This window comes from Koromonas humicola, assembly GCF_059726255.1.
Window position 1 is genome coordinate 2,719,476 of the sequence record NZ_AP040873.1, and the last position, 25,363, is coordinate 2,744,838.

Genomic DNA, 25,363 nt, shown 5'->3' on the forward strand with positions numbered 1-25,363 from the left:
GCTCACGTTGGTGCACCAGTCTGACTGATTTGCCAAAATAGCTGCTGCATAGGTAAGCTCTCTGCCGCCATGTATACGACGCTGAAGCTCGCTTACGACGACAAAATCGCAAATATCACCTTGACCCGCGCCGAAAAGCGCAATGCGATTAATCAGCAGCTTATCGACGACTTCCTCGCGGCCCTCAAGGAAATAGAGGACTCCCCCGCACAAGTCATCATCCTAACCGGCGAAGGCAAGGCCTTCTGCGCGGGAATGGATCTCGAAGATCTGCAAGCGCTTGTTTCACAGACTCCCGAAGAGAACCATCGTCACAGTCAGAGGATTGCGACTCTCTGCAGCACTCTCTACAACTTTCCGAAGACGACGATCGCTGCGGTTAATGGCGCGGCTATCGCGGGGGGCACAGGGTTGGCGACACTTTGTGACTTCACGCTAGCCTCGACGGCGGCCACGTTCGGTTATACCGAAGTTCGAATCGGATTCGTGCCAGCTATCGTTTCGGCCTTTCTGATTCGCCAAGTCGGAGAGAAGCACGCGCGAGACCTGCTCCTCACCGGACGCATCATCACCGCCGCTGAAGCGTATCGCATGGGACTGGTGAACGAGGTTGTCGAACCCGCGAATTTGCTCTCCGGCGCGCAACGACTCGCCGAGCAGCTATTGGAGAACTCTCCTGCATCCCTGCGTGCAACAAAGGCTCTGGTGCGCGGCTACGCCAAAGACCAGCTCGAGCGGGACATTTTGAGCGGCATGCAAGCAAATGCGACGATCCGCATGAGCGCAGATTTCAAGGAAGGAGTCGCGAGTTTTCTAGAGCGCAGAAAGCCGCGTTGGAGCGAGTAAGGTCGGCACGGCAGTCCGATCATCAATGCGAGTGGCTGCATGATGTAACCTACACTCATGAGCACAATCTGCGAAACGACGATTCGGGTGCGCTATGCCGAGACCGACCAAATGAAGGTTGTCTATCACTCGAACTACCTCATCTGGTTCGAAGTTGGGCGAGTCGAACTGTTGCGGCAAGTTGGATTCAGTTATCAGGAACTGGAGAACGAGGGGTTGAATCTACCCGTGGTCGACGTGAGTTGCCGCTACAAGCATCCGGCGCGTTATGACGACGAAATCATAGTCCGCACCCAGATAGGGCATCTTAAGACCTCGGTTGTGCGGTTCAATTACGAACTCGTTCGTAAATCCGACGACAGAATTCTGGCCGAAGGCAGCAGCACTCACGTGGTGACGGGTCGCGATATGAAGCGCGCCCATCTGACAGGAAAGTATTGGAACACGCTCTCAGCAGCCGCGGGAAAATCCGCGGCCGGAGCAGAATCGTAAAGGGGATCCATGGCCGCACTGCATTTGAACGGGAACGATCTCGACTTGGAAAGTTTCGAGCAGGTAATACTGCACAATCAGCCGGTGCTGCTTGAACCCGATGCCCGTGAGCGTGTTTCACGCGCACGCGAAGTTGTGGATGCGTTGGTGGCCGGGGATCGAGTGGCTTACGCCATCACGACCGGAGTCGGCCAGCTTGCTGACGTACGCATCTCTCACGAGCAGGCTCGCGAGTTGCAGGTCAATCTTGTTCGTTCCCACGCAGTAGGAGTTGGCGATCCTCTCTCTGAGCATGAATCTCGGGCAATGATGCTCCTGCGGGCTAATTCCCTGTCAAAGGGCCTCAGCGGAGTGCGCACTGAGATCATCGACACGCTCTGCAATATGCTCAACCGCCGCGTGCATCCCGTCATCCCCTCGCAAGGCTCGGTTGGTGCCTCGGGAGACCTGGCTCCGCTCGCGCATCTGGCGCTGGTGCTCATCGGCGAAGGAGAAGCATGGTTCGAAGGCCGCCGGATGAGCGGCGGCGAGGCAATGAAAGCCGCGCAGATTCCTACCATCCAGCTTCAACCCAAGGAGGCCATTTCGCTGATCAACGGCACGCAGGCGATGCTGGCTCTTGGGTCCATCAGCCTGCTTGAGGCGCGAACGCTGGCCACAACGGCCGATGTCATCTCTTCTATTTCGCTGGACGCTCTTCAGGGGACAGATGTCGCCTTTGACGAGCGCATCCACCACGCACGTCCACATGCCGGACAGACCGTCGTGGCAAAGCATCTGCGAACAATGCTCGAAGGATCGGCTCTTCGGGAGCGCCACCGCGACTGCAAGCGTGTACAGGATGCTTACTCGATGCGCTGCATTCCGCAGGTGCACGGAGCTGTGCTCGACGTCTTGGATTATGCGCGACAAGTTTTTGAAACCGAGATGAATTCGGCAGTCGACAACCCGCTTGTGTTCGTAAAACCGCGCCCTGCAGGTTCCCCACGTCCTGGTCCCGCAGAGCCCGTTGAAGGCGACGTGATCTCGGGCGGCAACTTCCACGGACAGCCCGTGGCCTTTGCGCTGGATTTTCTTGCGATCTCCATCTCGGCGCTAGCCGGCATAAGCGAACGTCGCATCGAGCGCATGGTGAATCCCGCACTGAGCGAAGGATTGCCACCGTTCCTTGCGACCGGCGCGGGGCTAAATTCCGGATTCATGATGCCGCAGGTGACCGCCGCCGCGCTCGTCAGCGAAAACAAGGTGTTGGGACACCCTGCATCGCTCGACTCGATCACAACCAGCGGCAACAAGGAAGACTATGTTTCGATGGGCATGACGGCGGCGCTCAAACTGAGGCGCGTGCTCCAGAACGTGCGGAACGTGCTTGCTATCGAGGCACTGGCAGCCGCACAAGCCGTGGACTTGCTCAACCCTCTGAAGCCCGGAAAGCGTGGACAGCAGGCATTGAAGGAAATCCGTGCCGTGTCTCCGACCGTAATTCAAGATCGCTCGCTCGCACCCGATATTGCGCTCGTGGCAGATGTGATTCGCCAAGGGAAGATCGCGGCAGTTCTACGGTAATTGGTAGCTTCAATATACCGATTTGCGAATATACGCCGCTTCAGCTATGAAATTTCACAGGCATGGAATCCACAAGCGTTTGCAAGCTGGTGAGCCGACAAAGGTTACATTCGGCTGATTTGGACAAGCGATTGCACATGTAGAAGGCATTCATTCCTGCGTCGGTTGCCAAATGCACGTCTGCGTCCGACGCACTTGTGCCACGGAGGTTATGTCGTGGCACATTTTGTGCAACGTGACTTCGTCAGGGATCAGTCTGCACACAGAGCCAACCGCGTGTTGGCTCTTTTTTTGACGGTTCGCGAACCACAAGAGTAAACATTCGGAGATCGCGTTCCGCTTTGCGGTTTTGTCCGTGTTTCTTCGGTTTTTGCAGGCGTTTGTTTGTAATCTCAGGTGGTTCTCACAGATTTGTCTGAATTTTCTATTGACATCGGAAGGGGAAACACCGCAGATTATGAATTGTCACAGGTGTACGCAGATGCGTGATTCCTGGCGACGGGAGTTTGCCCCCGCTCTGGCGGCTCCGTACAAAATCGCATGGCTACGACTCTAGCGCCCGTGGATTCGCGGGAAGTGGTTCGTTGCGACGATTGTCACTTAGTCCAGTTCCGGACTTTCAATAACATGTGCCGCCGATGCAAGACCTATCTGGACGCCGTTCCAGAGGTTGTTGCAATGCGTACTCCCGCCAGCAAGCCGGCGGTTACGACCATGCCTTCCAGCCAGGTCCCGGTAGCGGCGGCAATCCGATCGCTGCGGATGCGCGCTGGATTGAGCCAGCGTCAACTCGCGCAGCGGATGTGCGTTCCCCGCACATATGTCTCGAAGATCGAGAACGAAAAGGCTTGTCCGACACTGGGCTCGTTGGAGCGTCTGGCAGGAGCGCTGCGCGTTCGTGTGAGCGACCTGCTTACGACAGGTCGTACAACCGAAGATGAGGTCCGCGAACTTTCGCAGGATGATTTCATCTCCGAGTTGATGCCCTATGTGCGTCAGCTAAACGGCATGCAGTGGACAAGCGTTTTGAACCAAGTGCGCGAACTTACAGCGATGACCCGACGCACGGCATAGCGCCGGGCCATCGCTCGACCGCCCACTTGCAAGCCAGTCGAGTGGTCTTTTGCCGTTGCAAAATGTGCGTTGTTTCGATTGGATAACTCTATCGGATTTCCCCGCTTCCTAAAGAGTGAATGGGCAATCAGAAGTCTGTTGTTTGCTCGGCGGAAACTACGTACAACCGACGCTGTGAAGCCAGCGCAGTCGGGCTGGCCGAAACCAGGGAAGGAACGGTCAGGACACGATGAACAACGCGAACGTCTCAAAGTGTGCGAACCCGGAATGCAATAACCAGTTCAGAAGGTTGGGCGAAGGACGGCTGTTTGTCCGTCCCGCCCGCAAGGAAGACAAAGACAAGGGTCTGAACCAGAAAGCGTTGTGGTTGTGCCCCGAATGTGCACGCTATATGGAACTCCGGTACGACCGTAGGAAGCAGCAGTACAACCTCGTTCACCACCGGGCTGCGTAGCCACAGCCCCGACGCATCGATTGCAAGAAGCCGAACCGTGTGCTAGCTTCAAAATACTCGATTTTTGAGGAATCGCTTTGCACACCACCATCCCTGCCGGTCTGACTCGTAAACAGGCTGAAATTTACGCCAAGCTTGATCCAGAGCGGCTACCGCAACACATCGCAGTGATCATGGACGGCAATGGCCGCTGGGCACAGCGCCGCCATCTGCCTCGGATCGCAGGTCACAAGCGAGGTGTCGAAGCCGTTCGTGAAATCATCACGCTTGGTGCACGCATCAACCTGCATGCGATGACCCTGTATGCGTTCTCAGCCGAAAACTGGAAGCGTCCGAAGACCGAAACCAGCTTTCTAATGAGCCTACTGCGCACATACCTCAAGAACGAAGTTCCGCTGATGAACGAAAACAACATCCAGCTCCGCTACATCGGGCGAATTCATGAGCTTGCTCCCGAAGTGCAGGAGAGGATGGCTTGGGCCACGGAGCAGACCAGCAAGAACACTGGCATGATCATGACCCTGGCGCTGAACTACGGAGCCCGCGCCGAGCTGATCGATGCCTTCCAGTCGATTGTGCGCGCGGCTGCAAACAATGGCGGGCTTGAGCACCTAAAGATCGACGAGGAACTGGTTTCGCGTCACCTCTACAGCGACCTGCCCGACCCCGATCTGGTTATACGTACAAGCGGTGAAATGCGCTTGTCGAACTTCTTGCTTTGGCAGTTGGCCTACACCGAAATCTACGTCACGCAAACGCTCTGGCCAGACTTCGACGGCACTCATTTACTTGAGGCTTTGGTCGATTTCCAAAAGCGCGAGCGGCGATACGGCGACGTCGGTGCGGCAGTCTAGCAAACTTTCCTCCACGAAAATCTAATCTCGCTTTGCGTCCAGAGTACGTATGAAGGTACCCTTGCTGGTATCGACATGAAACGTATCATTACTGCTGCAATCCTGATCCCGCTCGTGCTGCTTGCTGTTTTTCGCGCTCCCCTTTCGATATTTCTGATCATTGGTGTGATCGTCGCGCTGTCGGCCACATTCGAGTATCTGGGCATCACCGCCGCATACGGCTTTGAACCGTTCCGACTTCTCACATACATCTACACGGCTGCGCTGTTCGTGCTTTACTACTACGCGCAAGGTTTCGGTGCTGGTGCACTGCTGGCAGGACTGATGTTGCTCTTCCTGCTCGCGCCATTCGTTCTGCTGATTGCCGCGATGGGACGCGAAGACCTGAAGACCGCTCTTCCCGCAGCAGCCATGAGCTACATTGCCCTTCCCTACATTGGTCTGCCCCTGCTCATATTGGCCATGATGCGCGAGTCGTTCCGAGGATGGGTGTTCGTGGTCTTCACCTTCCTTGCCGTGTGGGTGGGAGACACCGCCGCAATGTACGTTGGCAAGAGCATGGGACGTCACAAGCTGGCTCCGCGCATCAGTCCCGGCAAGACGGTTGAAGGTGCCGTCGCTTCTCTCTTGTTTGCAGTCGCCATCTGCTGCTTGTTCACCTACTATGTTCCCCAGATCGCAGCGGGCCTCACCAAATCGCATTTGCTGATTGACCCTGCTGAATCGCTTTTGATTGACGCACCGGCCTACCCGCGTGCTCCGCTTTGGATTGCCGCAATTCTCGCGGCCGTGATCAATTGTGCCGCGCAGATTGGAGATCTTCTCGAGTCGGTTTTGAAGCGTGGTGCAGGGGTGAAGGATTCAGGAACGATGTTGCCCGGCCATGGAGGCATTCTGGATAGGATAGACGCCTTACTTCTCGCATTGCCGGTTGCTTTCCTTCTGTTCCTGGCCTTCGGACGCAAATTCATTCAGGGCTAAACGGGGTCGGTACGTTAAACTGGAAGTACCTCAAATGAAACGAATCGCAATTCTGGGCTCGACCGGTTCGATTGGTTGTAGCACCCTGAAAATAGTTGAAAGCTATCCTGACCGTTTCGCGGTCGCAACCTTGGCCGCGGGCTCCAATCTCGATCTCGCCTTTGAGCAAACTCTGCGTTGGCGTCCCAAGGTCATTTCTGTGGCGCGCGAAGAAGCAGCCGAAACCTTGCGCAAGCGTTTGCGCGAAGTCGGCGTAACCGAGACCGAAGTCGTCTGGGGCACTCCCGGCACCATAGCTGTTGCCACTCACTCCGAAGTTGATTTCGTGGTTAGCGCGATTGTTGGCGTCGCGGGACTGGAAGCGACATACGAGGCGGTGAAGGCCGGCAAGGAAATCGGCCTCGCGAACAAGGAATGCCTTGTAGCCGCCGGAGAGTTGATTACGGCCGAAGCACGCCGCCACGGCAAGCCGCTGCTTCCTATCGACAGCGAACATAACGCGGTTCATCAATGTCTGCGCGGTGGGCGAGCAAACGAGGTTGAACAGATCTGGTTAACCGCCTCTGGTGGTCCTTTCCTGAACACTCCCAAGGATGAGTTTGAGAACATCACGGTCACTCAGGCCCTGAATCACCCAACATGGAAGATGGGCCGTCGCATTACGATTGACTCCGCTACCCTGATGAACAAGGGATTCGAGGTAATTGAGGCAGTTCGGCTGTTCAACATGCCTCCCTCACGCACTAAGGTCGTGGTTCATCCGCAGAGCACGGTACACAGCATGGTCGAGTTTGTGGACGGAAGCATTCTCGCCCAGGTCAGCGTGACCGACATGCGGCTTCCGATTTTGTACGCTCTCACCTGGCCGGAACGAATCCAAAGTGATCTCAGATTTGACGTGTTGTCGTTGAAACATCTGGACTTTTGCGCACCAGATTTGGAAAAATTCCCCTGTTTGCGGCTGGCCTATGAGGCCGTTGAAGCTGGTGGGGCAAAGACGGTTGCCCTGAACGCAGCCGACGAAGTAGCCGTTGCTGCTTTCCTTGAAGGTCAAATCCCATTCACCGGGATTCCGGCCACAATTCGATCCGTTCTGAATGAAACGCCAGCGCGCAAACCGGAATCTATATATGAGGTTCTTTGTATGGATTCCGAAGCACGCGAATTGGCCCGCCGGTTTGTAACTGCGAGCGGCTCGCGAGTAGCCGTTACCAGACAAGCACTCCGTTAGTGGAGGCAATTTATTCCGTATATGATTAGCGCTCTTTACACTCTGGCCGGTGCGATTCTCGTGCTTGGCGTCATGATTCTGGTGCACGAGTTCGGCCACTTCGCCGCAGCCAAATTGCTGGGCGTACGCGTCGAGGTCTTCTCACTTGGGTTCGGCAAGCGGTTGTTTGGCTTCCGGCGCGGCGAGACTGACTACCGCGTCTCTGCTCTTCCGCTTGGCGGCTACGTGAAAATGACCGGGGTCAACGCGATCGAAATGCCGGAAGAACGTACGGCAACTGACTCGAACGACGAGGGCCAGTTCCTGAAGCATCCACGTTGGCAGCGCCTGATCATTGCTGCAGCGGGTCCCGCAGCGAACGGAATCTTGGCTGTAGTGCTGCTGACGGCCGTATTTGCTCTGCATCATGAAATTCCCTACGGGCTCTATGAGCCCGCGGTTGTGGGTTGGTGTGTCCCCGGATACCCGGCCGATCAGGCTGGACTGAAGCCGGGCGACAAGATTCTGCAGGTTGCCGACACCAGCAATCCGACGTGGCAGGACGTTCACAACAAAGTTCTCATCAGCCCGAATCAGCCTCTAGCGCTGAAGGTAAAGCGTGGCGAAGAAACGCTCTCGATCACGCTAACGCCTAAGGCTGATGGCAAGGCACAGAGCGGTGATGCAGGCTGGCTTCCGAAGCAGCCATTCATCGTGACCGCGCTCGATCAGGAGATGCCGGGCGCACAGGCCGGTCTCCGGATCGGCGATCAGATCGTCTCCGCCGATGGCAATCCGATCCAGGCGACCGGCGCCATGCAAACCTACCTACAGCAGACAAAGGACAACCCCGTCCACCTGCAGGTGCTTCGTGATGGCAAGCCGCTAGAACTGACGATCACCCCGCGGCTAACAATGATCGATTCCCGTCCCATATATCGGATCGGGTTCGGTTCGGAGCCTGTGCAGGTGGAGCAGCTACCTCTTCCTGAGGCCTTTGGACGCTCGATCGAGGAATGCAAAAAGCTTTCGGGATTGATCTTCGATCTGATCGGACGTATGGCGGAACGCAAGGTCTCCGTAAAGCAGATGTCCGGCCCAATCGAGATCGTGCGCGTGTCTGGCGAGATGGTCCATCATCGCAGTGCAAACGATGTGATGGGATTCATCGCCATGATGAGTCTGCAACTCGGGCTCTTCAACCTGCTGCCCATTCCCATCCTGGATGGCGGATTGATCGCCATGCTGCTGGTTGAATCGGCCATGCGACGTGACATCAACGAGGGGATCAAGATCCGGCTTTATCAGGCTGCATTTGTTTGCCTGGTGCTCTTTGCCGGAATGGTGATCTTCAACGATGTGGTGAAGATGCTGCCAGGACAGTAGTTCAATAGTGTTCAGCGAAGGGCGCCTGCGGGCGCCCTTTTCACCACCCCGCGAGTGATAAACTATCCAGAGAGCTCTCCATGGCAATCATCAAGCGCAGAAAAAGCTATACAGCAAAGATCGGAAACGTTCGAGTAGGCAGCGACGCGCCCGTAATGGTGCAGTCGATGACTAACACAGACACGGCAGACGTAGCCTCCACCGTCCGGCAGGTCGCGGCACTGGCTGCCGCCGGCTCTGAAGTAGTTCGAGTCACGGTGAACAACGAGGCCGCAGCCGCAGCCGTTCGCCCCATCGTAGAAGAGCTCGCAAGCCGCGGCATCCATGTGCCGATAGTCGGCGACTTCCACTACAACGGGCACATCCTGCTCAAGAAGTTCCCCGATTGCGCGAAGGCTCTCGCAAAGTACCGTATCAACCCCGGCAACGTCTCTATCGGCCGCAAGAACGACGACAACTTCCGCACGATGATCGAGTGCGCTATCGAGAACGATAAGCCGGTCCGCATAGGTGTGAACTGGGGTTCGCTCGACCAGCAGCTGCTCGCTCGCATGATGGACGAGAACGCCAAGCTCGCCGAGCCCAAGGATCCCCGCGACGTGATGATCGAAGCCATGATCCAGAGCGCGCTTCACTCCGCCGAACTCGCTGAAAGCTACGGCCTCGCCGCAGACCATATCCTGCTCAGCGCGAAGGTAAGCGGCGTACAGGATCTGGTCGATGTTTATCGCGACCTTGCTTCGCGCTGCGAATATCCACTGCATCTCGGCCTGACCGAAGCCGGTATGGGAGCCAAGGGAATTGTGGGCAGCACCGCCGGACTCTCGATCCTGTTGCAGGAAGGCATTGGCGACACCATTCGTGTTTCGCTCACGCCCACTCCCGGCGGTGATCGCACCGAAGAAGTTCAGGTTGCGCAGCAGATATTGCAGTCGCTCGGGATTCGCAGCTTCCTGCCCCAGGTCACTGCCTGCCCCGGATGCGGACGCACGACCTCGACCTACTTCCAGGAATTGGCACAGCAGATTCAGCTCTTTGTGCGCGAGCAGATGCCCGGGTGGCGCAACGAGTACGAGGGCGTTGAGACCATGAAACTCGCCGTAATGGGCTGCATCGTGAATGGCCCGGGCGAGTCAAAGCATGCGAACATTGGCATTTCATTGCCGGGAACCTTCGAGGAACCGAAGGCTCCGGTGTTTGTCGACGGAAAGCTCGTCACTACGCTTAAGGGCGATCACATTGTTGATGAGTTCAAGCAGATTCTCACCGACTACGTAGAATCCAAGTACGCGAAAAGGAACGAGCCCGCGAAGGTCTAGTATCCGTATCTGACTCAAGGAGCCCCAGCGCGCATGGGGCTCTTTTGCTTATTCGTATTTCCGCGTTACCCCTTGTTGGCAAGGAACATCAATCCAAACACAGCCCAGAACCATGCAGAAAATGCTGCCGCGCTTATTGCGCTGCGGATCGGAACGCTGTCGATAATCCAGTTGTATTTTGCTTCCATTGCTCTCGCCTCCTCACCTTTCGTGAACACCCCACGTGTTCGCTTGTGATGTCAGAGATACGCTGGGAGGCGTAAGCTAGTTCCCTATTTCACCGAATTTCATTTTGCCTAGAAATACGTCACGACCACGATCCAGAAGACAGGATTTTCGTAGCTCGAACTCTTCTGATAGCACGCTCCTACCGAAAAGCCGCTCGCAGGCTGGCTCCTAAGTCGCTCCAAGGACTTCGGAATTTGGGTCAGATCGACGGCCGTGAACGTCACAGCATTACTCACGTTTTGCAGTGACAGCGCGGCGCGTGGATTGAGCTTGTTGCTGGCAGCCATCTCACAAGCCTGCCGTCGCAGGGTAGGCGCGGGCACTCGGTTGAGCATGGGAGCCCCAGCATTGCGGCGCATGCGATTCAGTGCTACAGCTATCTGCTCCTCTGCCTCGCCAACGCTCGCCTCAGGCAGTCGCCTCGCAAAGTCCTGCGTAACATAGATTCCCTGCGGTGTGCGCACCACCCCAATGCCTACCGAGTTGAACTTCGGATCGAGAATGTTCGCCCGGTGTCCGGGAGAGTGCATCAAGGCGTCGTGTGCACGTTCAGCATTCGCTGCGAGCCCGACGTTTTCTCCGCTTACGTCGAAGCGAATCTCCGTAACGCCCAGACGCTGTGTCAGCTTCGGCTCATTTCCGATCTGGTGTTCGACTTCTCCGGTGCGAGCCATGATTTCGCTATGCTTGCGCGCCGCCACCACCAATCGCTCGTCGACAACCAGCGAGGAAAGCCCTCGCGCCTGTCGTTCCCGATTCACAAGCCGCAGAATGTCCTGCTCCGCATCCGGCGCAACACGCGATTGCGCCAGAGCGCTCGCTGTCACCAGCAGCAACAGCACGATGGGGGGAATCATCCGCGATACCCCCCGGCGATAAAGGTGGAGTACAATCCAAGAACCCGGAGTCATCTTAATAGTCATGCAAATCCTTATCGCTATTCTTGCATTCCTTTTCGGAGCTTGCATCACTGCGGTCGTGCTCGGAAACCGCTGCTCATTGATGAAGGCCCAACTGGCATCGCTCGAAACTGAACTGGCGACCAGTCGCACGACCATGGGATCTTCGCAGCAGCAATTGAATAAACTCTCGGCTGAGTCGAAAGTTGTGATCGAAGCTCGTTTCGCCGCCGAACGCGAAGCCACGCGTCTCGCCGAACAACTCAAGCAGCAGGAATTACAGTCCTCTCAGCAACTCGAACAGCAGGAACAGCGATTCGCGGAGCAGTTGAAGAGCGAGCGCGAACAATCCCGCGAAAAACTCGAGCTACTCACCGCTGCCCGTGTCGAGCTTTCGAATCAGTTTAAGACCCTGGCTAACGATATCCTCGAAGAAAAATCCCGCCGATTTACCGAGCAGAACCAGGCGAACCTTTCGCAGTTGCTCTCGCCCCTCGCGACGCAGATCAAGGGATTTCAGCAGAAGGTCGAGGAAGTGTACTTCCAGGAAGGCAAAGACCGCTCCGCTCTGGCTGAGCAGGTAAAGATGCTGATGGGCCTGAACCAGCAGCTCTCCGACGACACCGGCAAGCTCACGCGCGCTCTTACCACTTCCTCGAAAGTTCAAGGCGACCTCGGAGAAATGATTCTTGAGAAGATCCTCGAATCCTCCGGCCTGCGCAAAGATGAGGAGTACTTCATTCAGAACAGCTTCCGCAATGAAGACTCGCGGCAGGTGCGTCCCGACGTCATCCTGAAGCTCCCCGAGAACAAGCACCTCATCATCGACTCCAAAGTCTCGCTCACGGCCTATAACGAATACGTCAACGCGGAGGGCGACGAAGTGCGCAAGATCGCCCTCGCCCGTCACATGGAGTCCGTTCGCCGCCACATCAAGGAGCTTGCGGAGAAGAACTACCAATCGCTACACCAGTTGCAATCGATCGACTTCGTCTGCATGTTCATCCCGATCGAAGGCGCTTTCATGGCCGCCATCAGCAACGATTCCGAACTGTGGGGCACTTCCTACGAACGCAATGTCCTTATGATGAGCCCCAGCACCCTGCTCTTCGTGGTGCGCACCGTCGCCCACCTCTGGCGTCAGGAGCGCCAGAAGCAAAACGTGCAGGACATCGTAAAGCGCGGTGCCGAACTGCACGACAAACTCGTAGGATTTATCGAAGACCTCAAGTGCGTTGGAGACCGTCTTGATCAAGCGAAGGCAAGCTATTCTGACGCATTCAGCAAGCTCTCCACAGGACGCGGCAACGTCATTCGGCAGGCCGAGATGCTGAAAGCTCTCGGCGTAAAACCAAAGAAGAGCCTCCCAGCGGATTTAGTGGAGGCCAGCATCGAAGACGAGCCGCTGCTGACCGAGAGAGCCGACGCGGCTAGCATTTCCTAACGATCGTAAGCAAAGAAGAAGCCCCGCACAAAGCGGGGCTTCTTCTTTGTAGTAATACTTACTATCCGCGCAGAGAACCACCCAACGATTCCACTGCCTTGATGATCTGCTGCGACCAGTTTGCGACCTCGTCGTCGCGTAGCGTACGCTCCGGTGACTGGAACCGCACACGCAACAGGAACGAATACGTCCCCGCCGCCAGGGATCCACCACGGAAAACCTCAGCCGGAATGACCGCCGTGAGCTCCGCGATTCCGAGCGCTGCAACCTTCTCGCGAATGCTCTCGAACTCCACTCCCTCAGGCAGCACAAACGAGAAGTCGCGCTCTACCGCCGGATACTTCGAGATCGGAGTGTATGCGGGCTGATGCAGCGCATGCTTGTACAGCGCCTCGACATAGACCTCCGCGATCAGCACATCCTGCTTCAGCTTTCGCACTGCCGCGACCTCAGGATGCAACTGCCCGAAGATAGCCACCGTGTCCCCGTCCACCTGCACGCGCGCGGAACGGCCCGGATGTAGCCACGAGGGCACCGTTCGATCAAACGTCACATTCTTCGCATCGAATGCGGCCACTAAACGCTCAACATCTCCCTTGATGTGGAAGAAATTCAGCGGTTCAGGCTTGCCGTGCACACTTGATTCACGCGCGGCACCGGTTCCGACGAATGCAAGCGAGTTATGCTCATCCACAGTCTCACCCTGCATTGCATACACATGCCCGGCCTCAAAGAGACGGACGTCGCTGTTCCCGCGGTTCAGGTTGTATGCCACTTGCAAAAGCAACCCGGGCACGAGAGAGGTGCGCATGAAAGACGCCTCTTCGCTCAACGGATTTGCGATTCGCACCGGCTCCGATCCGGCAAAGAATCGAGCATCTTCCTGCGGGATGAACGTGGACGACAGAGATTCGTTGTAGCCCAACGCCAGCAAACGGCTACGCGTCTCCGCCTTCTTGCGCGCGTCCGGCTGTTCCACAACGCTTCCGGCAAAAGCAGGCAGCGTATTCGGAATCCGCAGGTACGAGTAAATGCGCGCGACCTCTTCGATCAGGTCGATCTCGCGTTCCACGTCCAGTCGCCACGTAGGCACCGTGACCTTGAACTCCGGGCCGTTGCCTTCGATTTCGAATCCAAGCCGATGCAGGATACGCACGATATCCGCCGGCGCAATCTCCACGCCCAGGATGCGTTTCACCTCGCTCGCCTCCAGCGCAATGCAGGGCTGCGGAATCGTGCGGCCGATGGCATCAATTTCCTGCGAAATCGTGCCTCCGGCACTGGCCACGATCAGTTCTGCCACTCGCGCGCACGCTAGTTGCGTGATGCCACGATCGGCTCCACGTTCGTAGCGATGCGACGCATCCGTATGCATTCCAAGACGACGCGCTGTGCGGCGGATTGAGACTGGATCGAACCATGCCGACTCGATCAACACATTCTTCGTCGAGTAGGTGATCATGCTGGATTCGCCGCCCATGATTCCCGCGAGCGCTAGAGGCTTCACGGCATCGGCAATCACCAGGTCTTCAGGCGCAAGCTTGCGTTCGATACCATCAAGCGTCGTCAGCGTTTCACCCGCGCGCGCACGCCGCACGATGATCTTGCCACCCTCGACTTTATCGAGGTCAAATGCGTGTGTAGGTTGGCCAAGTTCGTTGAGTACGTAGTTTGTCGCGTCCGCTACGTTGCTGATGCTGCGTTGATCGATCAGCTCAAGACGATGCGCAATTTCGGCCGGAGCCGGAGCTACTTTCACTCCGCGCACCACGCGTGCGGTGTATCGAGCGCAGCCTTCGGCATCCTCAATCGTGATCGAAACGTCTGCAGGGCCGCCTTCCGAGATCTTCGGCGCGATGCGCGCGAGGTCCAGATTGTAAACGGCCGATACCTCCCGTGCCACGCCGTAGTGATTCATGGCATCGACGCGGTTCGTCGTGATCTCGGCTTCCCACGTCTGATCAACGCCTTCGCCGAAATAGCCCTCGATGGCGATGCCCGAGATGGTGAGTGCCTCTGCGACATCGCGGTCACTAACCGCAGGAGAGACAAAGTCGCGAATCCAACTTGCTGAGATTTTCATTACGCAAACTGCTCCAAGAAGCGCATGTCGCCATAGAAGAACTGCTGAATGTCATCAACGTTGTAGGTCATCATTGCCAGTCGCTCGACGCCCATGCCAAATGCGAATCCGCTGAGCTTCTTCGGGTCGTAATCAACGAAGCCGAAGACGTTCGGATCGACCATGCCCGCGCCAAGTAGTTCAATCCATCCACTCTGCTTGCAGGGACGACAACCCTTGCCTCCGCAAAACGGACATGAGATCGAAACCTCCACGCTAGGCTCGGTGAACGGGAAGAACGATGGACGAAAGCTGGTCTTTACGTCCGAGCCGAACATCGACTTCATCGCGTGGTCGAGTGTTCCCTTCAGATCGCCGAACGTGATGTTCGTATCTACGCACAATCCTTCGAGTTGGTGGAACACGGGCGAGTGCGTGGCATCGGGCGCATCATTCCGATGCACCTTGCCGGGGCAGATCACGCGCACCGGAGGCGCAAGCTTCTCCATCGTGCGAATCTGCACCGGAGATGTGTGCGTGCGCAGCAACAGGCGATCGCGTTGTGCTTTCTGCTCCTGATTGGCCACGAACAGCGTGTCCTGCGTGTCGCGCGCCGGGTGATTCGGCGGAAAGTTCAATGCCTCGAAGTTGTAGTAATCGCTTTCAATCTCCGGACCTTCAGCGATGGAGTAACCCATCTTCACAAACACCGAGATCAGTTGATCCAGCGTGCGCAAGACCGGGTGACGCACCCCGAGCGGGCGCTCGATGCCGGGCAGTGAGATGTCCACGGTCTCGGACTTCAGCTTCTGCGCTAATCCGGCGCTCGCTGCCTTTTGTTCGGCATCGGCTACGAGGCTCTCAGCCTTCTGCTTCAATCCGTTTACGCGCTGGCCGACGTCGCGCTTTGCGGGGCCTGGTGCGGCTTTGAGCCACAGATCATTTACGTGTGTCAGCAGGCCGTTCTTGCGCGCCATCCAACGATTGCGGAACTCCTCGAAGGCCTTCGGGTCGGAAGCCGCCTGCGACTCGGCTTCCAGCGCCGCCACGAACTCGGCGGCAGCTTGGTCGAGCGCGGCTGGAGAGAAATCTTCAAGTTTGGGAACGCTATACATGATTGCTTTGCTGCTCCTGACTTACTAGAACGCAAGAAAAAGCCACGAACGGCTCGAGAAACTCATGAACCGTTTCGGTTCGTGTTCCCGTGCCATTCGTGGCTTTGATACTGGGTCGAGGACGCTTTACGCTTGTGCCGGCACGGCGGCCTTGGCCTGCCCGACCAGGGCGGTAAAGCCCGCGGGATCGTTGACGGCGATGTCGGCGAGGATCTTGCGATCCAGCTCGATACCGGCGACCTTGAGGCCGTGAATCAACTGCGAATAGCTGATCCCATTCAGCTTGGCGGCGGCATTGATGCGCACGATCCAGAGTGAACGGAACTGGCGCTTCTTCTGCTTACGACCGATGAAGGCGAACTTCAGTCCGCGCTGTACGGCTTCCTGAGCTGCCTGGTAGAGCTTCGACTTAGTGAGGAAATACCCACTAGCCCGCTCTAAAATCTTTTTGCGCTTATCACGGCGCTTAGTACCACGTTTTACGCGAGGCATTGATGCTACCTTCCTTTTTAAAACCGCTGGATTCGAAGATCCGCGGGATTATGGCGGCTGGAGGCAGGAGGCTGAGCCCTTGAACCTCTTCACACACCCGGGTTTTCACCCTTTGTAACACCAGACGAATCGATGCCGTCTGGCGGGAGATCGTCCTACTAGTAGGGGATCATCCTCAATACTTTAGGCAGATCGGCCTTGTCGACCATTCCACCCATGTCCATCTGGCGCTTCCGCTTCGTGTCCTTCGAAGTCAGGATGTGGCGCTGGAAAGCAAAACCGCGCTTTACCTTGCCAGAACCTGTCTTCTTGAAGCGCTTCGAGGCGCCACTGTGAGTTTTCATCTTCGGCATTTTAGGGTCCTAAATAACAGCTACTGTCATTAAACACGAGAACACCCCTTCCGGGCAAACCGCACCGGAGCGGAGTTCTCACAAAAAATCACGGAGGCGGCATGCGAAACGGCAAAACCGCGATCGGCCCCTGCTGAGGTCTCAGCAGAATGTACCTGATTACTGCTTCTGAGCCTTCGGCGGAGCGAGAATCAGATGCAGGGTGTTGCCTTCCTGCCGGGGCATATTCTCGACCACAGCCTTGTCCGCGACATCCTTGATCAGCCGCTGCAAGATCTCACGACCGAGCATCTGGCGAGTCATTTCACGACCGCGGAAAAAGATGGTCGCCTTTACCTTGTCACCCTCACCCAGGAAGCGCAGAGCATGATTCTTCTTGGTCTGATAGTCGTGCTCGTCCACATTAATGCGGAACTTGACTTCCTTGATGGTGATGACTTTCTGATTCTTCTTGGCCGCGCGCTCCTTCTTTTCCTGTTCATACATGTACTTACCAAAGTCCATGATGCGGCAAACAGGAGGCTGCGCGGTGGGTGATACCTCCACCAGGTCGAGTCCTTTTTCCCTGGCAATTTTGAGCGCGTCGAGCGGCGTCATGATGCCTAGCTGCTCGCTCTGATCGTCGATCACGCGAATTTCGCGGACGCGAATACGCTCATTGGTGCGGATAAAACGCTTATCGATACGGTCCTCCGATGGTACTCATAACCGGCATAAAGTATAGCATGGAAAGGACGTTGCTCCTCAATGGCCAAAGGCTGAATCCAATCGCCAAAGCTTGAAAACTCAGGCTTTTGCCTTTAGGGCCTTCGCAATGTCCGAACTGATTTCTTCCGGGTTGGTCGTGGGAGCAAAGCGGCCAAGCACCTTACCTTTACGACTCACCAGGAACTTCGTAAAGTTCCACTTGATCGAGTCGCCAATCAAGCCGCTTGCCTCGCTCTTCAAATACTTGAATAGCGGGTGTTGACTCACGCCATTAACATTGATCTTCGAAAAGATCGGGAAAGTCACGCCATAGCTAAGTTCGCAAAAGCTGCGTATCTCGGCATCGCTGCCAGGCTCCTGATGTGCAAACTGATCGCACGGGAACGCCAGAATTTCCAGTCCCTCTTTGCGATACCGCTTGTAGAGTTCCTCTAGCCCCTTGTACTGCGGCGTGAATCCGCATTTGCTCGCAGTGTTAACGATCAGCAAAACCTTGCCTTCATAATCGGCAAGTTGCTTTTCTTTTCCATCATTCAGCTTGGCAGAAAAGTCGTAAATGGTGGCCATGGAGTCCTTTCAGGGCGAGCCTACTCCACTACCTCACCCACCAACGCATCGCCTTCTACGGAATGGATGCGAGCATTCAGCAAACGATTCGGCGGTAGAGATCCAACGATCCAGAGCTTCTGATAGTTATTCGTTAACGCCTCGGTCCTACCTTCCGAAACCTGCGTCAGCGTGAGCGCCGAAATGTTACTGCCAACGAATTGTTCCTGAAATTGACGCTTCTTTCTTGCAGCCAATTCACGCAACACCCGGTTGCGCTCACGCGCTCGATGCACCGGCACCTGGTCCGGCATTGCCGATGAAGGCATCCCCGGCCGCGATGAATACGTAAACACATGCAGGTATGTGAAGGGCAGGCGCTCAATAAAGGCGCGAGTCTCCTCAAAATCCTCATCCGTTTCGCCGGGAAATCCGACCATTACATCCGCACCAATTGCGGCTTGCGGCATTGCGGCGTGAATTCGCCGGATGCGATCTTCGTAATGCCATGGCCGATATCGCCGATGCATCCTGCGCAGAATACGATCGCTACCACTTTGCAATGGAACGTGCGCGTGCTTCGCGATACGTGGTGATGAGGCGACCAAGTCGATCACTTCATCGCTCCAATCCATCGGCTCCATCGAACTGATTCGTAGCAGGGGCACGCTCGTGCGCTCAAGAATGCTCTGCAGCAAATCGACAAACCGCAGCCGTGAGGGCGCTCCACCTTCGCTGCGCAGGTCGCGTCCCCAGCGCCCAAGATTGATGCCACTGAGCACGAGTTCCTGATAGCCGTTGCCAACGAGTTGGTCCACATTACGCAGAATCTCGCCGACTGGCAGTGAGCGGCTTCTGCCTCGCACGAATGGGATCACGCAGAACGAGCAACGATTGTTGCATCCGTCCTGAACTTTCAGATTTGGACGGGTCTTCTCGTTGTCGGAATCGAAGACCGGTGCTGCCAGCAATTGCGTGTGAGCAAAGATGTCTTCGACCACCACTGGAGCATGATGATTCGCTTCCGGAACGCCAAGTTGCGCCAAGTTCTGCTGCTCAGAAGGTATGAGCGAGGAGACGGAAACGAACCCGTTCCCTGCTGCGATCTCTCCAAGCCGATGCTTGTGCGAGTTTCCAATGACAAGCGACACACCTTCGATTGCGGCGATTTCCTCCGGCGCCCGTTGTGCGTAGCATCCTGTGACAAGTATGCGCGCGCCAGGATTGGCGCGGTGAATGCGTCGTATTGCGGCGCGAGCATCTTGGTCGGCCGACGACGTCACGGTGCAAGTATTGAGCACAACTACTTCGGCATCGACAGCAGTGCCCGCTCGATTCAATCCGCGTTCGGCAAGTTGGCGTTCAATGGCCGCACCATCTGCCTGAGTCGCGCGACAGCCGAAGTTTTCAACATAGAAACTTCCCACGGGAGTATTATATGGGACTCGGGGTGATGCAGTAGCCGTTTGACAATGGCGTCTGCAGTTCCTATGACGATTTCCTAGCGGTTTAGTTTCTGACTTTCAGCCATAACGAAAACCAGCCAGCCGCATCCAAAGATGGCTGCTGTTTCACAAACGGCGTTGCCACAGAATTCCTGGGAGCTAGCAATGAAGAGACGCATCTTGATCGTGGACGACGAACTGGCAATCCTGCTGACACTCAAGGCAGTCCTCGAAATGAACGGATTCGAGGTTGAGACAGCCAGCTCGGCACGTGAAGCTGAGCAGAAGCTCCGCAGCAGTAAGTTCGAGATGGTGATTACCGACATGCGGATGGAAAACGAGACGTCGGGATTCGCCGTGATTCGCGCCGCTCGCGCGCAGTCTTACAATCCGGCAACCGCCATCCTGACCGCGTTCCCAAACCTGGGGGGAGATTGGAAGAGTCAGGGAGCCGAGTCTCTACTGGTGAAGCCGATGAACACCGGTGACCTGCTGCGCCAGATCGAAGCGCTTTTGATTACTCATCAAGACGCCAAGCAAAATCAGGACAGCAGACATAAAGCAGATGGGAAGCAGCCGTCGACGGGCGCCACAACACCGGGTCCGGTCGTTGTAGAAAAGCAGAGCGCCGCAAAGGAAAGCGCTCCGAAAGCAGGCTGATACTCCCCTACAAATTTTGAAACCTCCGCCTCCCATTCCGGCAGGCGGATCAGCAATTTCAAGTTAGGCGGATACGCCTGACGCCTTTTTGTTCTGGCCAAAACATGCGCGGCAAAAGACCGGTCTTCCTTGTGTAGGACGGAACGGAATGATCGTCTCTTTGCCGCAGGCCGAACATACGGCATGGGTCTCATTCTTCTTAAACGCACTGCCTGCCTTGTCAGCGGGAGTCCTCTTCTGCTTACAGGCCTTGCACCGCTTGGGGAGGTTCTTAAACTGCTTGTCGTGGAAAAAGAGCTGTTCACCCGCAGTGAAAACAAACTCCTGCCCACAATCCACACATTTCAGCATCCTGTCCTGGAACTCCATGGGTTCTCCTTTCGGCCCTGACTCCCACAACGTCGCTGCAGACCGCACCTTGCGGCACCTGAAGACGATCACTGGAAATGCGAACTAGCTTTATTACTACTGAGAGGATGTACGATGACACCCAAAACTGATCGGGGAATCATACCCTGAATTTGGCAATTTCGTGGGAAATCTATGTGGACTTTGCGATCCAGATTCGCGAAACGGAACATTAGCCAGAGACCGATGCAAGCTTCAGGGCCTAGCTTCTGAAGCCGCACTCGGGCAGGCAGGAGGAAGGTTGCAGGTTTTCATCGCACCTTTGGTTCTGGTATGGTCAGAATTCTGGGACGATTTTTGCGCTGGGTGATCGGACGATGGCTGTAAACCACGTTAGTCCTGTCCCAAGTTGGAGGTTGCCAATGATTCGACCCTACAAGGGCGTAACGCCTACTATCCCCAAGTCCTGCTACGTCGATGTCTCCGCCCAGGTGATCGGCGACGTAGTGCTGGGCCAAAATGCAAGTATCTGGATGAATGCCGTGGTGCGGGGCGATGTGCACTACATCCGCCTCGGGAAGAACACCAATGTACAGGACAACTCCGTGCTGCACGGCATGCTCGGAAAGTGGCCTGTGGTTCTGGGTGACGATGTCACCGTGGGCCACAATGTTACGTTGCACGGCTGCGTCATCGAAGACCGATGCCTCATCGGCATGGGCGTCATCATCCTCAATGGCGCGAAAATCGGACATGATTCGATCATTGCTGCGGGCACGCTGATTCCTGAAGGAACAGTCGTCGAGCCGGGTTCGCTCTGGATGGGCGCTCCGGGCAAATTCCGCCGTGCGCTGAGCGATGAGGAGAAAGCCAGTATCTTGACGTACCGTACAAATTATCTTGGCTACAAGGACCAGTATCTGCGGGAGCTGGGGCAGTGAGCACCGCGCCCGAGCCGCTGACCACGGAAGAAAAGACGGTCGGAATCCTCATCTATCCCGATGCTGAAGTCTTGGATTTCTGCGGCCCATACGAGGTCTTTGCCACCACGCGTCTGAATGAAGAGACACGTCGTGAAAGCAGCTCCCCGATTCGCCAGCTTCTGGTTTCCGAGACGAAGGACATGGTTCGAGTCAGCGGAGGCATGCAGCTACTGCCTGACGTAGATTTCAAAACCTGCCCCAAACTCCACATGTTGCTGGTTCCAGGTGGCCACGGCGTCCGAGCGCTGCTTCATCAGATTGAGTATCTCGGCTGGCTGAAAGGCATGGCGCAGCAGGTTGATCGACTTGCTTCAGTTGGAGCCGGATCTCTGCTGTTAGCCGAGGCCGGACTTCTGATTGGAAAGACTGCCACGACGCACTTTCATTCGGTGGACTTCTTCCGCGAACACTACTCCCGCACTTCCCTGCTGCCGGAATTGCCCATGGTTGTTGACGGCAATATCACCACCGCCAGCAGCATTCGCGCCGGAATTGACATGGCGTTGTACCTGGTGGGGCGGATCTACGGACAATCGATTGCACGCGCAGCAGCGCAGCAAATGGAATACCCATACCCGGATGAGCAACGACTCCGGTCAAGGAATAGACAATGATCAAAGCAGTACGCGGCACCCGCGACCTGCTGCCTCCCGATATAGAACTTTGGAACTTCGTGGAGCGCAAGGTGCGCGAGGTGTTTGCCCGCTACAACTATCACGAAATTCGTACGCCGATTTTTGAGTCCACGGAATTGTTTGCGCGTGGCGTCGGCGAAGAAACCGACATCGTCTCCAAGGAGATGTTTACCTGGGAAGACCGCGCACGTGCTGCCAGCGAAAAGACGCAGTCGCTGACACTTCGCCCCGAGAACACCGCAGGCGTCGTTCGCGCATACATCGAGCATGAACTCGGACGCAGCGGCCTGCTACAAAAGCTCTACTACATCGGCCCGCAGTTCCGTCGCGAGCGTCCGCAGAAAGGCCGCTATCGCCAGTTCTTCCAGATTGGAGCTGAGGTCATTGGGCCGCAGTCCGCAGGAAGCGAACTCCCGATTCGTGATGCCGAAGTTCTCGACATGCTCACCGCACTGCTCGACGCGGTTGGACTCAAAGGCTGGACGCTCTACCTGAACTCTGTGGGTTGCGTGAACTGTCGTCCGGCCTACAACGAGGCTCTGCGCCAAGCTCTTGCCGGCGTGAAAGACCAGATGTGCGGTGATTGCCAGCGGCGTGCAGAGACGAATCCCCTTCGCGTGCTCGACTGCAAGGTCCCCGATGACCAGCCCATCATCGAGAAGCTGCCGAAAATCTCCGAGTACCTCGACGAAGGCTGCCGTGAACACTTTGCGCAGGTACGCTCCATCCTCGACACGCTCGGCATTCCGTATCAGGTAAATGAGCGCATGGTGCGCGGCTTGGATTACTACACGCGCACGACTTTCGAGTTCACTCATGGTGAACTAGGCGCGCAAAGCGCTGTTCTGGGCGGCGGCCGATACGACGGTCTCAGTGAGCAGATCGGCGGCCCCAAAGCTCCAGGAATCGGCTTCGCCATTGGTGAAGATCGCCTCGTGTTAGCGCTTCAGGCACAGCAACAGCAGGCAATTGCGTCGCTGAAAGCAGTTGTGTTTCCGCTAGGCAGCGGCATGAATCGTCATGCATTGAAGTTGGCCAAAGAACTTCGGCTCAACGGCCTCGCAGTGGATGTCACCGACGAGAGCTTCCGTATGAAGAAGAGCTTTGAAACCGCTGAAAAGCTGGGCGCGACCTATGCCATCATCGTGGGCGAGAACGAAGTGCAGTCCGATGCTTTCGCGGTAAAAGACCTTAAGACCGGCGAACAGAAGACTGTTTCACGCGCCGATCTTGTGGAGTATCTCGGAAAATAGCGAACAAATTCGCGAAAACCTGTGGCGCGTCAGCTAGCATGGCGCGCCATTTGTCGTACGATGGAGAATGCGGTGTTTCTCTCCGCATTATGGAAAGCGACGATGCAACTTGATTACTTGGGAACATTAAAGCGGACGCACCGCTGCGGCGACCTGCGCGCCAGCGATGCGGGAAGCACGATCACTCTGATGGGCTGGGTGAACCGGCGGCGCGATCATGGCAATCTTATCTTCATCGATCTTCGCGATCGCTCCGGCATTACTCAGATCGTATTCGACAAGGAACGCAATCCTGAAATGCATGAGCGCGTGGAGTCCGTGCGTAATGAGTACGTACTGGCGGTCACGGGCGTGGTCGAACCGCGCTCTGAGAATACACGCAATCCGAAGATGGATACCGGCGACATTGAGATAATCGCCAGCGAACTGAGAGTGCTCAACGAGAGCAAGGTTCCGCCATTCTTCCCGGGCGACGCCAATGTAAATGTGAGCGAAGAGGTGCGCCTGAAGTATCGCTACCTTGACCTTCGCCGCCCCGAGATGCACCACAACATCGAGATGCGTCACCGCGTCACGTTGGCGATCCGCAACTATCTTGCGAGCAAAGACTTCTACGAGATTGAAACTCCGATCATGACGCGCTCGACTCCGGAAGGCGCTCGCGATTACCTCGTACCCAGCCGCGTGCATCCCGGTGAGTTCTACGCGCTGCCGCAGTCTCCGCAGATCTTCAAGCAGATACTGATGATCGGCGGCATGGATCGCTACTTCCAGATCGCTCGCTGTTTCCGCGACGAAGACCTCCGCGCCGATCGCCAGCCTGAGTTCACCCAGATCGACCTCGAGCTCTGCTTCCCGACCGAGGACACGATTCATCAAGTGGTAGAAGGCTTCCTCGATGCAGCGTTCACCGCGGCGGGCCACACCATCGAGCGGCCCTTCCCCCAGATGCCTTACGACGAAGCTATCCGGCTCTATGGCATCGATAAACCCGATCTCCGCCTGCCCGCGATGACCGATGTGAAATCGGCATTCACCACTGAGGCGTTAGAGACGCTCGGCGCTGACACCTCCCTGCCGGTAATTGTTATCCGCACTCCAAAGGTCGGCGATCTCTCGCGCAAAGAGCGCGACGAGCACAAGGCCCTGCTCAGCGAAAAGCAACATACGGTGATCAAGTTCTTTGATGACTTCAAGCGCCTAGAAAAGAGCTGGCCTGATTCGGTCGCCAAGGTGCGTGAACTCTGCGGAGCCGAGGACGGCGACCTGCTCGTGCTTGTTGCCGCTCCGAAGAAGGCCGTCGCGGAGAACGGCAGTTCCGATGATGCCGTAGCTGAACGTCGCCACCATCGCGAGGAATTCGACGTTTACACCAACGCCGGACAGCTTCGCCTCTCCTTGGCACAGCGTTATGCTGCGCGCCACAAGGCCTTTGAAGGCAAAGAATTCAAGTTCCTTTGGGTCACCGATTTCCCATCATTCGAGTGGGATGAGAAGACCGGAAGCTGGACCTTTGCGCATCATCCCTTCACGTCAATTCACGACGAGCACATGGAACTTCTGAGCGAAGGCGTGAAATCGCAGCGTGACCCGAACTCGGCGCTCGGAGCCATTCGTGCGCGTGCGTACGACGTAGTTCTCAACGGCATCGAGCTTGGCTCAGGTTCCATCCGTATTCACCAGCAAGATGTTCAGGCCAAGATTTTCGAGGCCCTCGGAATGGACGAAGCCGAACAAAAGCTTCGCTTCGGATTTTTCCTCGAAGCGCTGCAGTACGGCACGCCCCCACACGGCGGAATCGCATTAGGACTGGATCGAATTGTAATGATCCTCGCCGGTGCGCCCAGCCTTCGCGAAGTGATTCCCTTCCCGAAGACCGCGGCAGCCACCGACCTCATGATGGAGGCTCCGACTCCGGTGACTCCCGAACAGTTACGAGAGCTAAGCATCGCTGTGAAGAAGTAGCTCAAAACTCAGCAAAGAAAGAGGGCACGCGACGAGCGTGCCCTT

Annotated in this window: 26 protein-coding genes; 16 read left to right on the top strand and 10 right to left on the bottom strand. The window is 56.5% G+C overall.

Annotation, left to right across the window (positions count from 1 at the left end):
- Positions 1–69: 69 nt before the first annotated feature.
- The 10 genes from AC6IZD_RS11840 (at position 70) to ispG (ending at position 10,182) form a co-directional block, all read left to right on the top strand.
- A complete protein-coding gene (locus AC6IZD_RS11840; RefSeq protein WP_497783521.1) occupies positions 70–846 on the top strand; it encodes an enoyl-CoA hydratase/isomerase family protein in 777 nt (258 codons plus the stop codon).
- 57 nt (positions 847–903) lie between these two features.
- Complete coding sequence (locus tag AC6IZD_RS11845) at positions 904–1,338, top strand: acyl-CoA thioesterase (RefSeq protein WP_497783522.1); 435 nt, start codon at positions 904–906, stop codon at positions 1,336–1,338.
- Between the two features lie 9 nt (positions 1,339–1,347).
- Positions 1,348–2,904, top strand: a complete 1,557-nt coding sequence (gene hutH, locus AC6IZD_RS11850) for a histidine ammonia-lyase (protein WP_497783523.1) — start codon at positions 1,348–1,350, stop codon at positions 2,902–2,904.
- 540 nt (positions 2,905–3,444) lie between these two features.
- Complete coding sequence (locus tag AC6IZD_RS11855) at positions 3,445–3,978, top strand: helix-turn-helix domain-containing protein (protein ID WP_497783524.1); 534 nt, start codon at positions 3,445–3,447, stop codon at positions 3,976–3,978.
- Positions 3,979–4,207: 229 nt separating this feature from the next.
- Positions 4,208–4,432 carry a hypothetical protein gene (locus AC6IZD_RS11860; protein WP_497783525.1) on the top strand — a complete coding sequence of 75 codons (225 nt, stop codon included), beginning with the start codon at positions 4,208–4,210 and terminating at the stop codon, positions 4,430–4,432.
- Between the two features lie 77 nt (positions 4,433–4,509).
- Complete coding sequence (uppS, locus tag AC6IZD_RS11865) at positions 4,510–5,286, top strand: undecaprenyl pyrophosphate synthase (RefSeq protein WP_497783526.1); 777 nt, start codon at positions 4,510–4,512, stop codon at positions 5,284–5,286.
- A gap of 75 nt (positions 5,287–5,361) precedes the next feature.
- Entirely contained in the window at positions 5,362–6,267 is a 906-nt protein-coding gene (locus AC6IZD_RS11870; RefSeq protein ID WP_497783527.1) for a phosphatidate cytidylyltransferase, read from the top strand.
- A gap of 34 nt (positions 6,268–6,301) precedes the next feature.
- A complete protein-coding gene (locus AC6IZD_RS11875) occupies positions 6,302–7,498 on the top strand; it encodes a 1-deoxy-D-xylulose-5-phosphate reductoisomerase (RefSeq protein WP_497783528.1) in 1,197 nt (398 codons plus the stop codon).
- A gap of 21 nt (positions 7,499–7,519) precedes the next feature.
- Positions 7,520–8,863: an RIP metalloprotease RseP gene (gene rseP, locus AC6IZD_RS11880; protein ID WP_497783529.1), complete on the top strand. Its 1,344-nt coding sequence runs from the start codon at positions 7,520–7,522 to the stop codon at positions 8,861–8,863.
- An 80-nt stretch (positions 8,864–8,943) separates the two neighbouring features.
- A complete protein-coding gene (gene ispG, locus AC6IZD_RS11885) occupies positions 8,944–10,182 on the top strand; it encodes a flavodoxin-dependent (E)-4-hydroxy-3-methylbut-2-enyl-diphosphate synthase (RefSeq protein WP_497783530.1) in 1,239 nt (412 codons plus the stop codon).
- A gap of 65 nt (positions 10,183–10,247) precedes the next feature.
- Here the strand turns inward: ispG and AC6IZD_RS11890 are convergent, their stop codons facing one another.
- Complete coding sequence (locus AC6IZD_RS11890) at positions 10,248–10,370, bottom strand: hypothetical protein (protein WP_497783531.1); 123 nt, start codon at positions 10,368–10,370, stop codon at positions 10,248–10,250.
- A gap of 108 nt (positions 10,371–10,478) precedes the next feature.
- Positions 10,479–11,267, bottom strand: a complete 789-nt coding sequence (locus AC6IZD_RS11895; protein WP_497783532.1) for a CAP domain-containing protein — start codon at positions 11,265–11,267, stop codon at positions 10,479–10,481.
- A gap of 64 nt (positions 11,268–11,331) precedes the next feature.
- Between AC6IZD_RS11895 and AC6IZD_RS11900 the strand changes: the two genes are divergently transcribed.
- Positions 11,332–12,753: a DNA recombination protein RmuC gene (locus AC6IZD_RS11900; RefSeq protein ID WP_497783533.1), complete on the top strand. Its 1,422-nt coding sequence runs from the start codon at positions 11,332–11,334 to the stop codon at positions 12,751–12,753.
- Positions 12,754–12,814: 61 nt separating this feature from the next.
- Here the strand turns inward: AC6IZD_RS11900 and pheT are convergent, their stop codons facing one another.
- The 7 genes from pheT to mtaB form a co-directional block, all read right to left on the bottom strand.
- Positions 12,815–14,836, bottom strand: a complete 2,022-nt coding sequence (pheT, locus tag AC6IZD_RS11905) for a phenylalanine--tRNA ligase subunit beta (protein ID WP_497783534.1) — start codon at positions 14,834–14,836, stop codon at positions 12,815–12,817.
- A complete protein-coding gene (pheS, locus tag AC6IZD_RS11910) occupies positions 14,836–15,930 on the bottom strand; it encodes a phenylalanine--tRNA ligase subunit alpha (protein ID WP_497783535.1) in 1,095 nt (364 codons plus the stop codon). The genes pheT and pheS overlap by 1 nt, the downstream gene beginning before the upstream one ends.
- Before the next feature lie 126 nt (positions 15,931–16,056).
- Complete coding sequence (gene rplT, locus AC6IZD_RS11915) at positions 16,057–16,422, bottom strand: 50S ribosomal protein L20 (RefSeq protein WP_497783536.1); 366 nt, start codon at positions 16,420–16,422, stop codon at positions 16,057–16,059.
- Between the two features lie 158 nt (positions 16,423–16,580).
- Entirely contained in the window at positions 16,581–16,775 is a 195-nt protein-coding gene (gene rpmI, locus AC6IZD_RS11920) for a 50S ribosomal protein L35 (RefSeq protein ID WP_497778536.1), read from the bottom strand.
- Between the two features lie 159 nt (positions 16,776–16,934).
- Entirely contained in the window at positions 16,935–17,459 is a 525-nt protein-coding gene (gene infC, locus AC6IZD_RS11925) for a translation initiation factor IF-3 (RefSeq protein ID WP_497787580.1), read from the bottom strand.
- A 102-nt stretch (positions 17,460–17,561) separates the two neighbouring features.
- Positions 17,562–18,050 carry a glutathione peroxidase gene (locus tag AC6IZD_RS11930; protein WP_497783537.1) on the bottom strand — a complete coding sequence of 163 codons (489 nt, stop codon included), beginning with the start codon at positions 18,048–18,050 and terminating at the stop codon, positions 17,562–17,564.
- A 20-nt stretch (positions 18,051–18,070) separates the two neighbouring features.
- Positions 18,071–19,456, bottom strand: a complete 1,386-nt coding sequence (mtaB, locus tag AC6IZD_RS11935; RefSeq protein ID WP_497783538.1) for a tRNA (N(6)-L-threonylcarbamoyladenosine(37)-C(2))-methylthiotransferase MtaB — start codon at positions 19,454–19,456, stop codon at positions 18,071–18,073.
- Between the two features lie 183 nt (positions 19,457–19,639).
- On the opposite strand from mtaB, the gene AC6IZD_RS11940 reads away from it, so the two are divergent.
- Complete coding sequence (locus AC6IZD_RS11940) at positions 19,640–20,134, top strand: response regulator (RefSeq protein ID WP_497783539.1); 495 nt, start codon at positions 19,640–19,642, stop codon at positions 20,132–20,134.
- 63 nt (positions 20,135–20,197) lie between these two features.
- Here the strand turns inward: AC6IZD_RS11940 and AC6IZD_RS11945 are convergent, their stop codons facing one another.
- The gene (locus AC6IZD_RS11945; RefSeq protein ID WP_497783540.1) at positions 20,198–20,503 is read right to left on the bottom strand and encodes a zinc-ribbon domain containing protein; all 306 of its coding nucleotides are present in this window, start codon (positions 20,501–20,503) and stop codon (positions 20,198–20,200) included.
- 401 nt (positions 20,504–20,904) lie between these two features.
- Between AC6IZD_RS11945 and AC6IZD_RS11950 the strand changes: the two genes are divergently transcribed.
- From AC6IZD_RS11950 to aspS, 4 genes are all read left to right on the top strand, one after another.
- Complete coding sequence (locus tag AC6IZD_RS11950) at positions 20,905–21,423, top strand: gamma carbonic anhydrase family protein (RefSeq protein WP_497783541.1); 519 nt, start codon at positions 20,905–20,907, stop codon at positions 21,421–21,423.
- A complete protein-coding gene (locus AC6IZD_RS11955; protein WP_497783542.1) occupies positions 21,420–22,079 on the top strand; it encodes a DJ-1/PfpI family protein in 660 nt (219 codons plus the stop codon). Before AC6IZD_RS11950 ends, AC6IZD_RS11955 begins: the two co-directional genes overlap by 4 nt.
- On the top strand, positions 22,076–23,353 hold the full coding sequence (gene hisS, locus AC6IZD_RS11960; protein WP_497783543.1) for a histidine--tRNA ligase: 1,278 nt from the start codon (positions 22,076–22,078) through the stop codon (positions 23,351–23,353). The genes AC6IZD_RS11955 and hisS overlap by 4 nt, the downstream gene beginning before the upstream one ends.
- Positions 23,354–23,455: 102 nt before the next feature.
- A complete protein-coding gene (gene aspS / locus AC6IZD_RS11965) occupies positions 23,456–25,318 on the top strand; it encodes an aspartate--tRNA ligase (protein WP_497787581.1) in 1,863 nt (620 codons plus the stop codon).
- Positions 25,319–25,363 lie beyond the last annotated feature (45 nt).

What these genes read in the sequence shown, in the direction of transcription:
- AC6IZD_RS11840 (WP_497783521.1), top strand. Translation starts at nt 70, where the DNA reads ATGTATACGACGCTGAAGCTCGCTTACGACGACAAAATCGCAAATATC.
- AC6IZD_RS11845 (WP_497783522.1), top strand. Translation starts at nt 904, where the DNA reads ATGAGCACAATCTGCGAAACGACGATTCGGGTGCGCTATGCCGAGACC.
- hutH (WP_497783523.1), top strand. Translation starts at nt 1,348, where the DNA reads ATGGCCGCACTGCATTTGAACGGGAACGATCTCGACTTGGAAAGTTTC.
- AC6IZD_RS11855 (WP_497783524.1), top strand. Translation starts at nt 3,445, where the DNA reads ATGGCTACGACTCTAGCGCCCGTGGATTCGCGGGAAGTGGTTCGTTGC.
- AC6IZD_RS11860 (WP_497783525.1), top strand. Translation starts at nt 4,208, where the DNA reads ATGAACAACGCGAACGTCTCAAAGTGTGCGAACCCGGAATGCAATAAC.
- AC6IZD_RS11870 (WP_497783527.1), top strand. Translation starts at nt 5,362, where the DNA reads ATGAAACGTATCATTACTGCTGCAATCCTGATCCCGCTCGTGCTGCTT.
- AC6IZD_RS11875 (WP_497783528.1), top strand. Translation starts at nt 6,302, where the DNA reads ATGAAACGAATCGCAATTCTGGGCTCGACCGGTTCGATTGGTTGTAGC.
- rseP (WP_497783529.1), top strand. Translation starts at nt 7,520, where the DNA reads ATGATTAGCGCTCTTTACACTCTGGCCGGTGCGATTCTCGTGCTTGGC.
- ispG (WP_497783530.1), top strand. Translation starts at nt 8,944, where the DNA reads ATGGCAATCATCAAGCGCAGAAAAAGCTATACAGCAAAGATCGGAAAC.
- AC6IZD_RS11890 (WP_497783531.1), bottom strand. Translation starts at nt 10,370, where the DNA reads ATGGAAGCAAAATACAACTGGATTATCGACAGCGTTCCGATCCGCAGC.
- AC6IZD_RS11895 (WP_497783532.1), bottom strand. Translation starts at nt 11,267, where the DNA reads ATGATTCCCCCCATCGTGCTGTTGCTGCTGGTGACAGCGAGCGCTCTG.
- AC6IZD_RS11900 (WP_497783533.1), top strand. Translation starts at nt 11,332, where the DNA reads ATGCAAATCCTTATCGCTATTCTTGCATTCCTTTTCGGAGCTTGCATC.
- pheT (WP_497783534.1), bottom strand. Translation starts at nt 14,836, where the DNA reads ATGAAAATCTCAGCAAGTTGGATTCGCGACTTTGTCTCTCCTGCGGTT.
- pheS (WP_497783535.1), bottom strand. Translation starts at nt 15,930, where the DNA reads ATGTATAGCGTTCCCAAACTTGAAGATTTCTCTCCAGCCGCGCTCGAC.
- rplT (WP_497783536.1), bottom strand. Translation starts at nt 16,422, where the DNA reads ATGCCTCGCGTAAAACGTGGTACTAAGCGCCGTGATAAGCGCAAAAAG.
- rpmI (WP_497778536.1), bottom strand. Translation starts at nt 16,775, where the DNA reads ATGCCGAAGATGAAAACTCACAGTGGCGCCTCGAAGCGCTTCAAGAAG.
- AC6IZD_RS11930 (WP_497783537.1), bottom strand. Translation starts at nt 18,050, where the DNA reads ATGGCCACCATTTACGACTTTTCTGCCAAGCTGAATGATGGAAAAGAA.
- AC6IZD_RS11940 (WP_497783539.1), top strand. Translation starts at nt 19,640, where the DNA reads ATGAAGAGACGCATCTTGATCGTGGACGACGAACTGGCAATCCTGCTG.
- AC6IZD_RS11945 (WP_497783540.1), bottom strand. Translation starts at nt 20,503, where the DNA reads ATGGAGTTCCAGGACAGGATGCTGAAATGTGTGGATTGTGGGCAGGAG.
- AC6IZD_RS11950 (WP_497783541.1), top strand. Translation starts at nt 20,905, where the DNA reads ATGATTCGACCCTACAAGGGCGTAACGCCTACTATCCCCAAGTCCTGC.
- hisS (WP_497783543.1), top strand. Translation starts at nt 22,076, where the DNA reads ATGATCAAAGCAGTACGCGGCACCCGCGACCTGCTGCCTCCCGATATA.
- aspS (WP_497787581.1), top strand. Translation starts at nt 23,456, where the DNA reads ATGCAACTTGATTACTTGGGAACATTAAAGCGGACGCACCGCTGCGGC.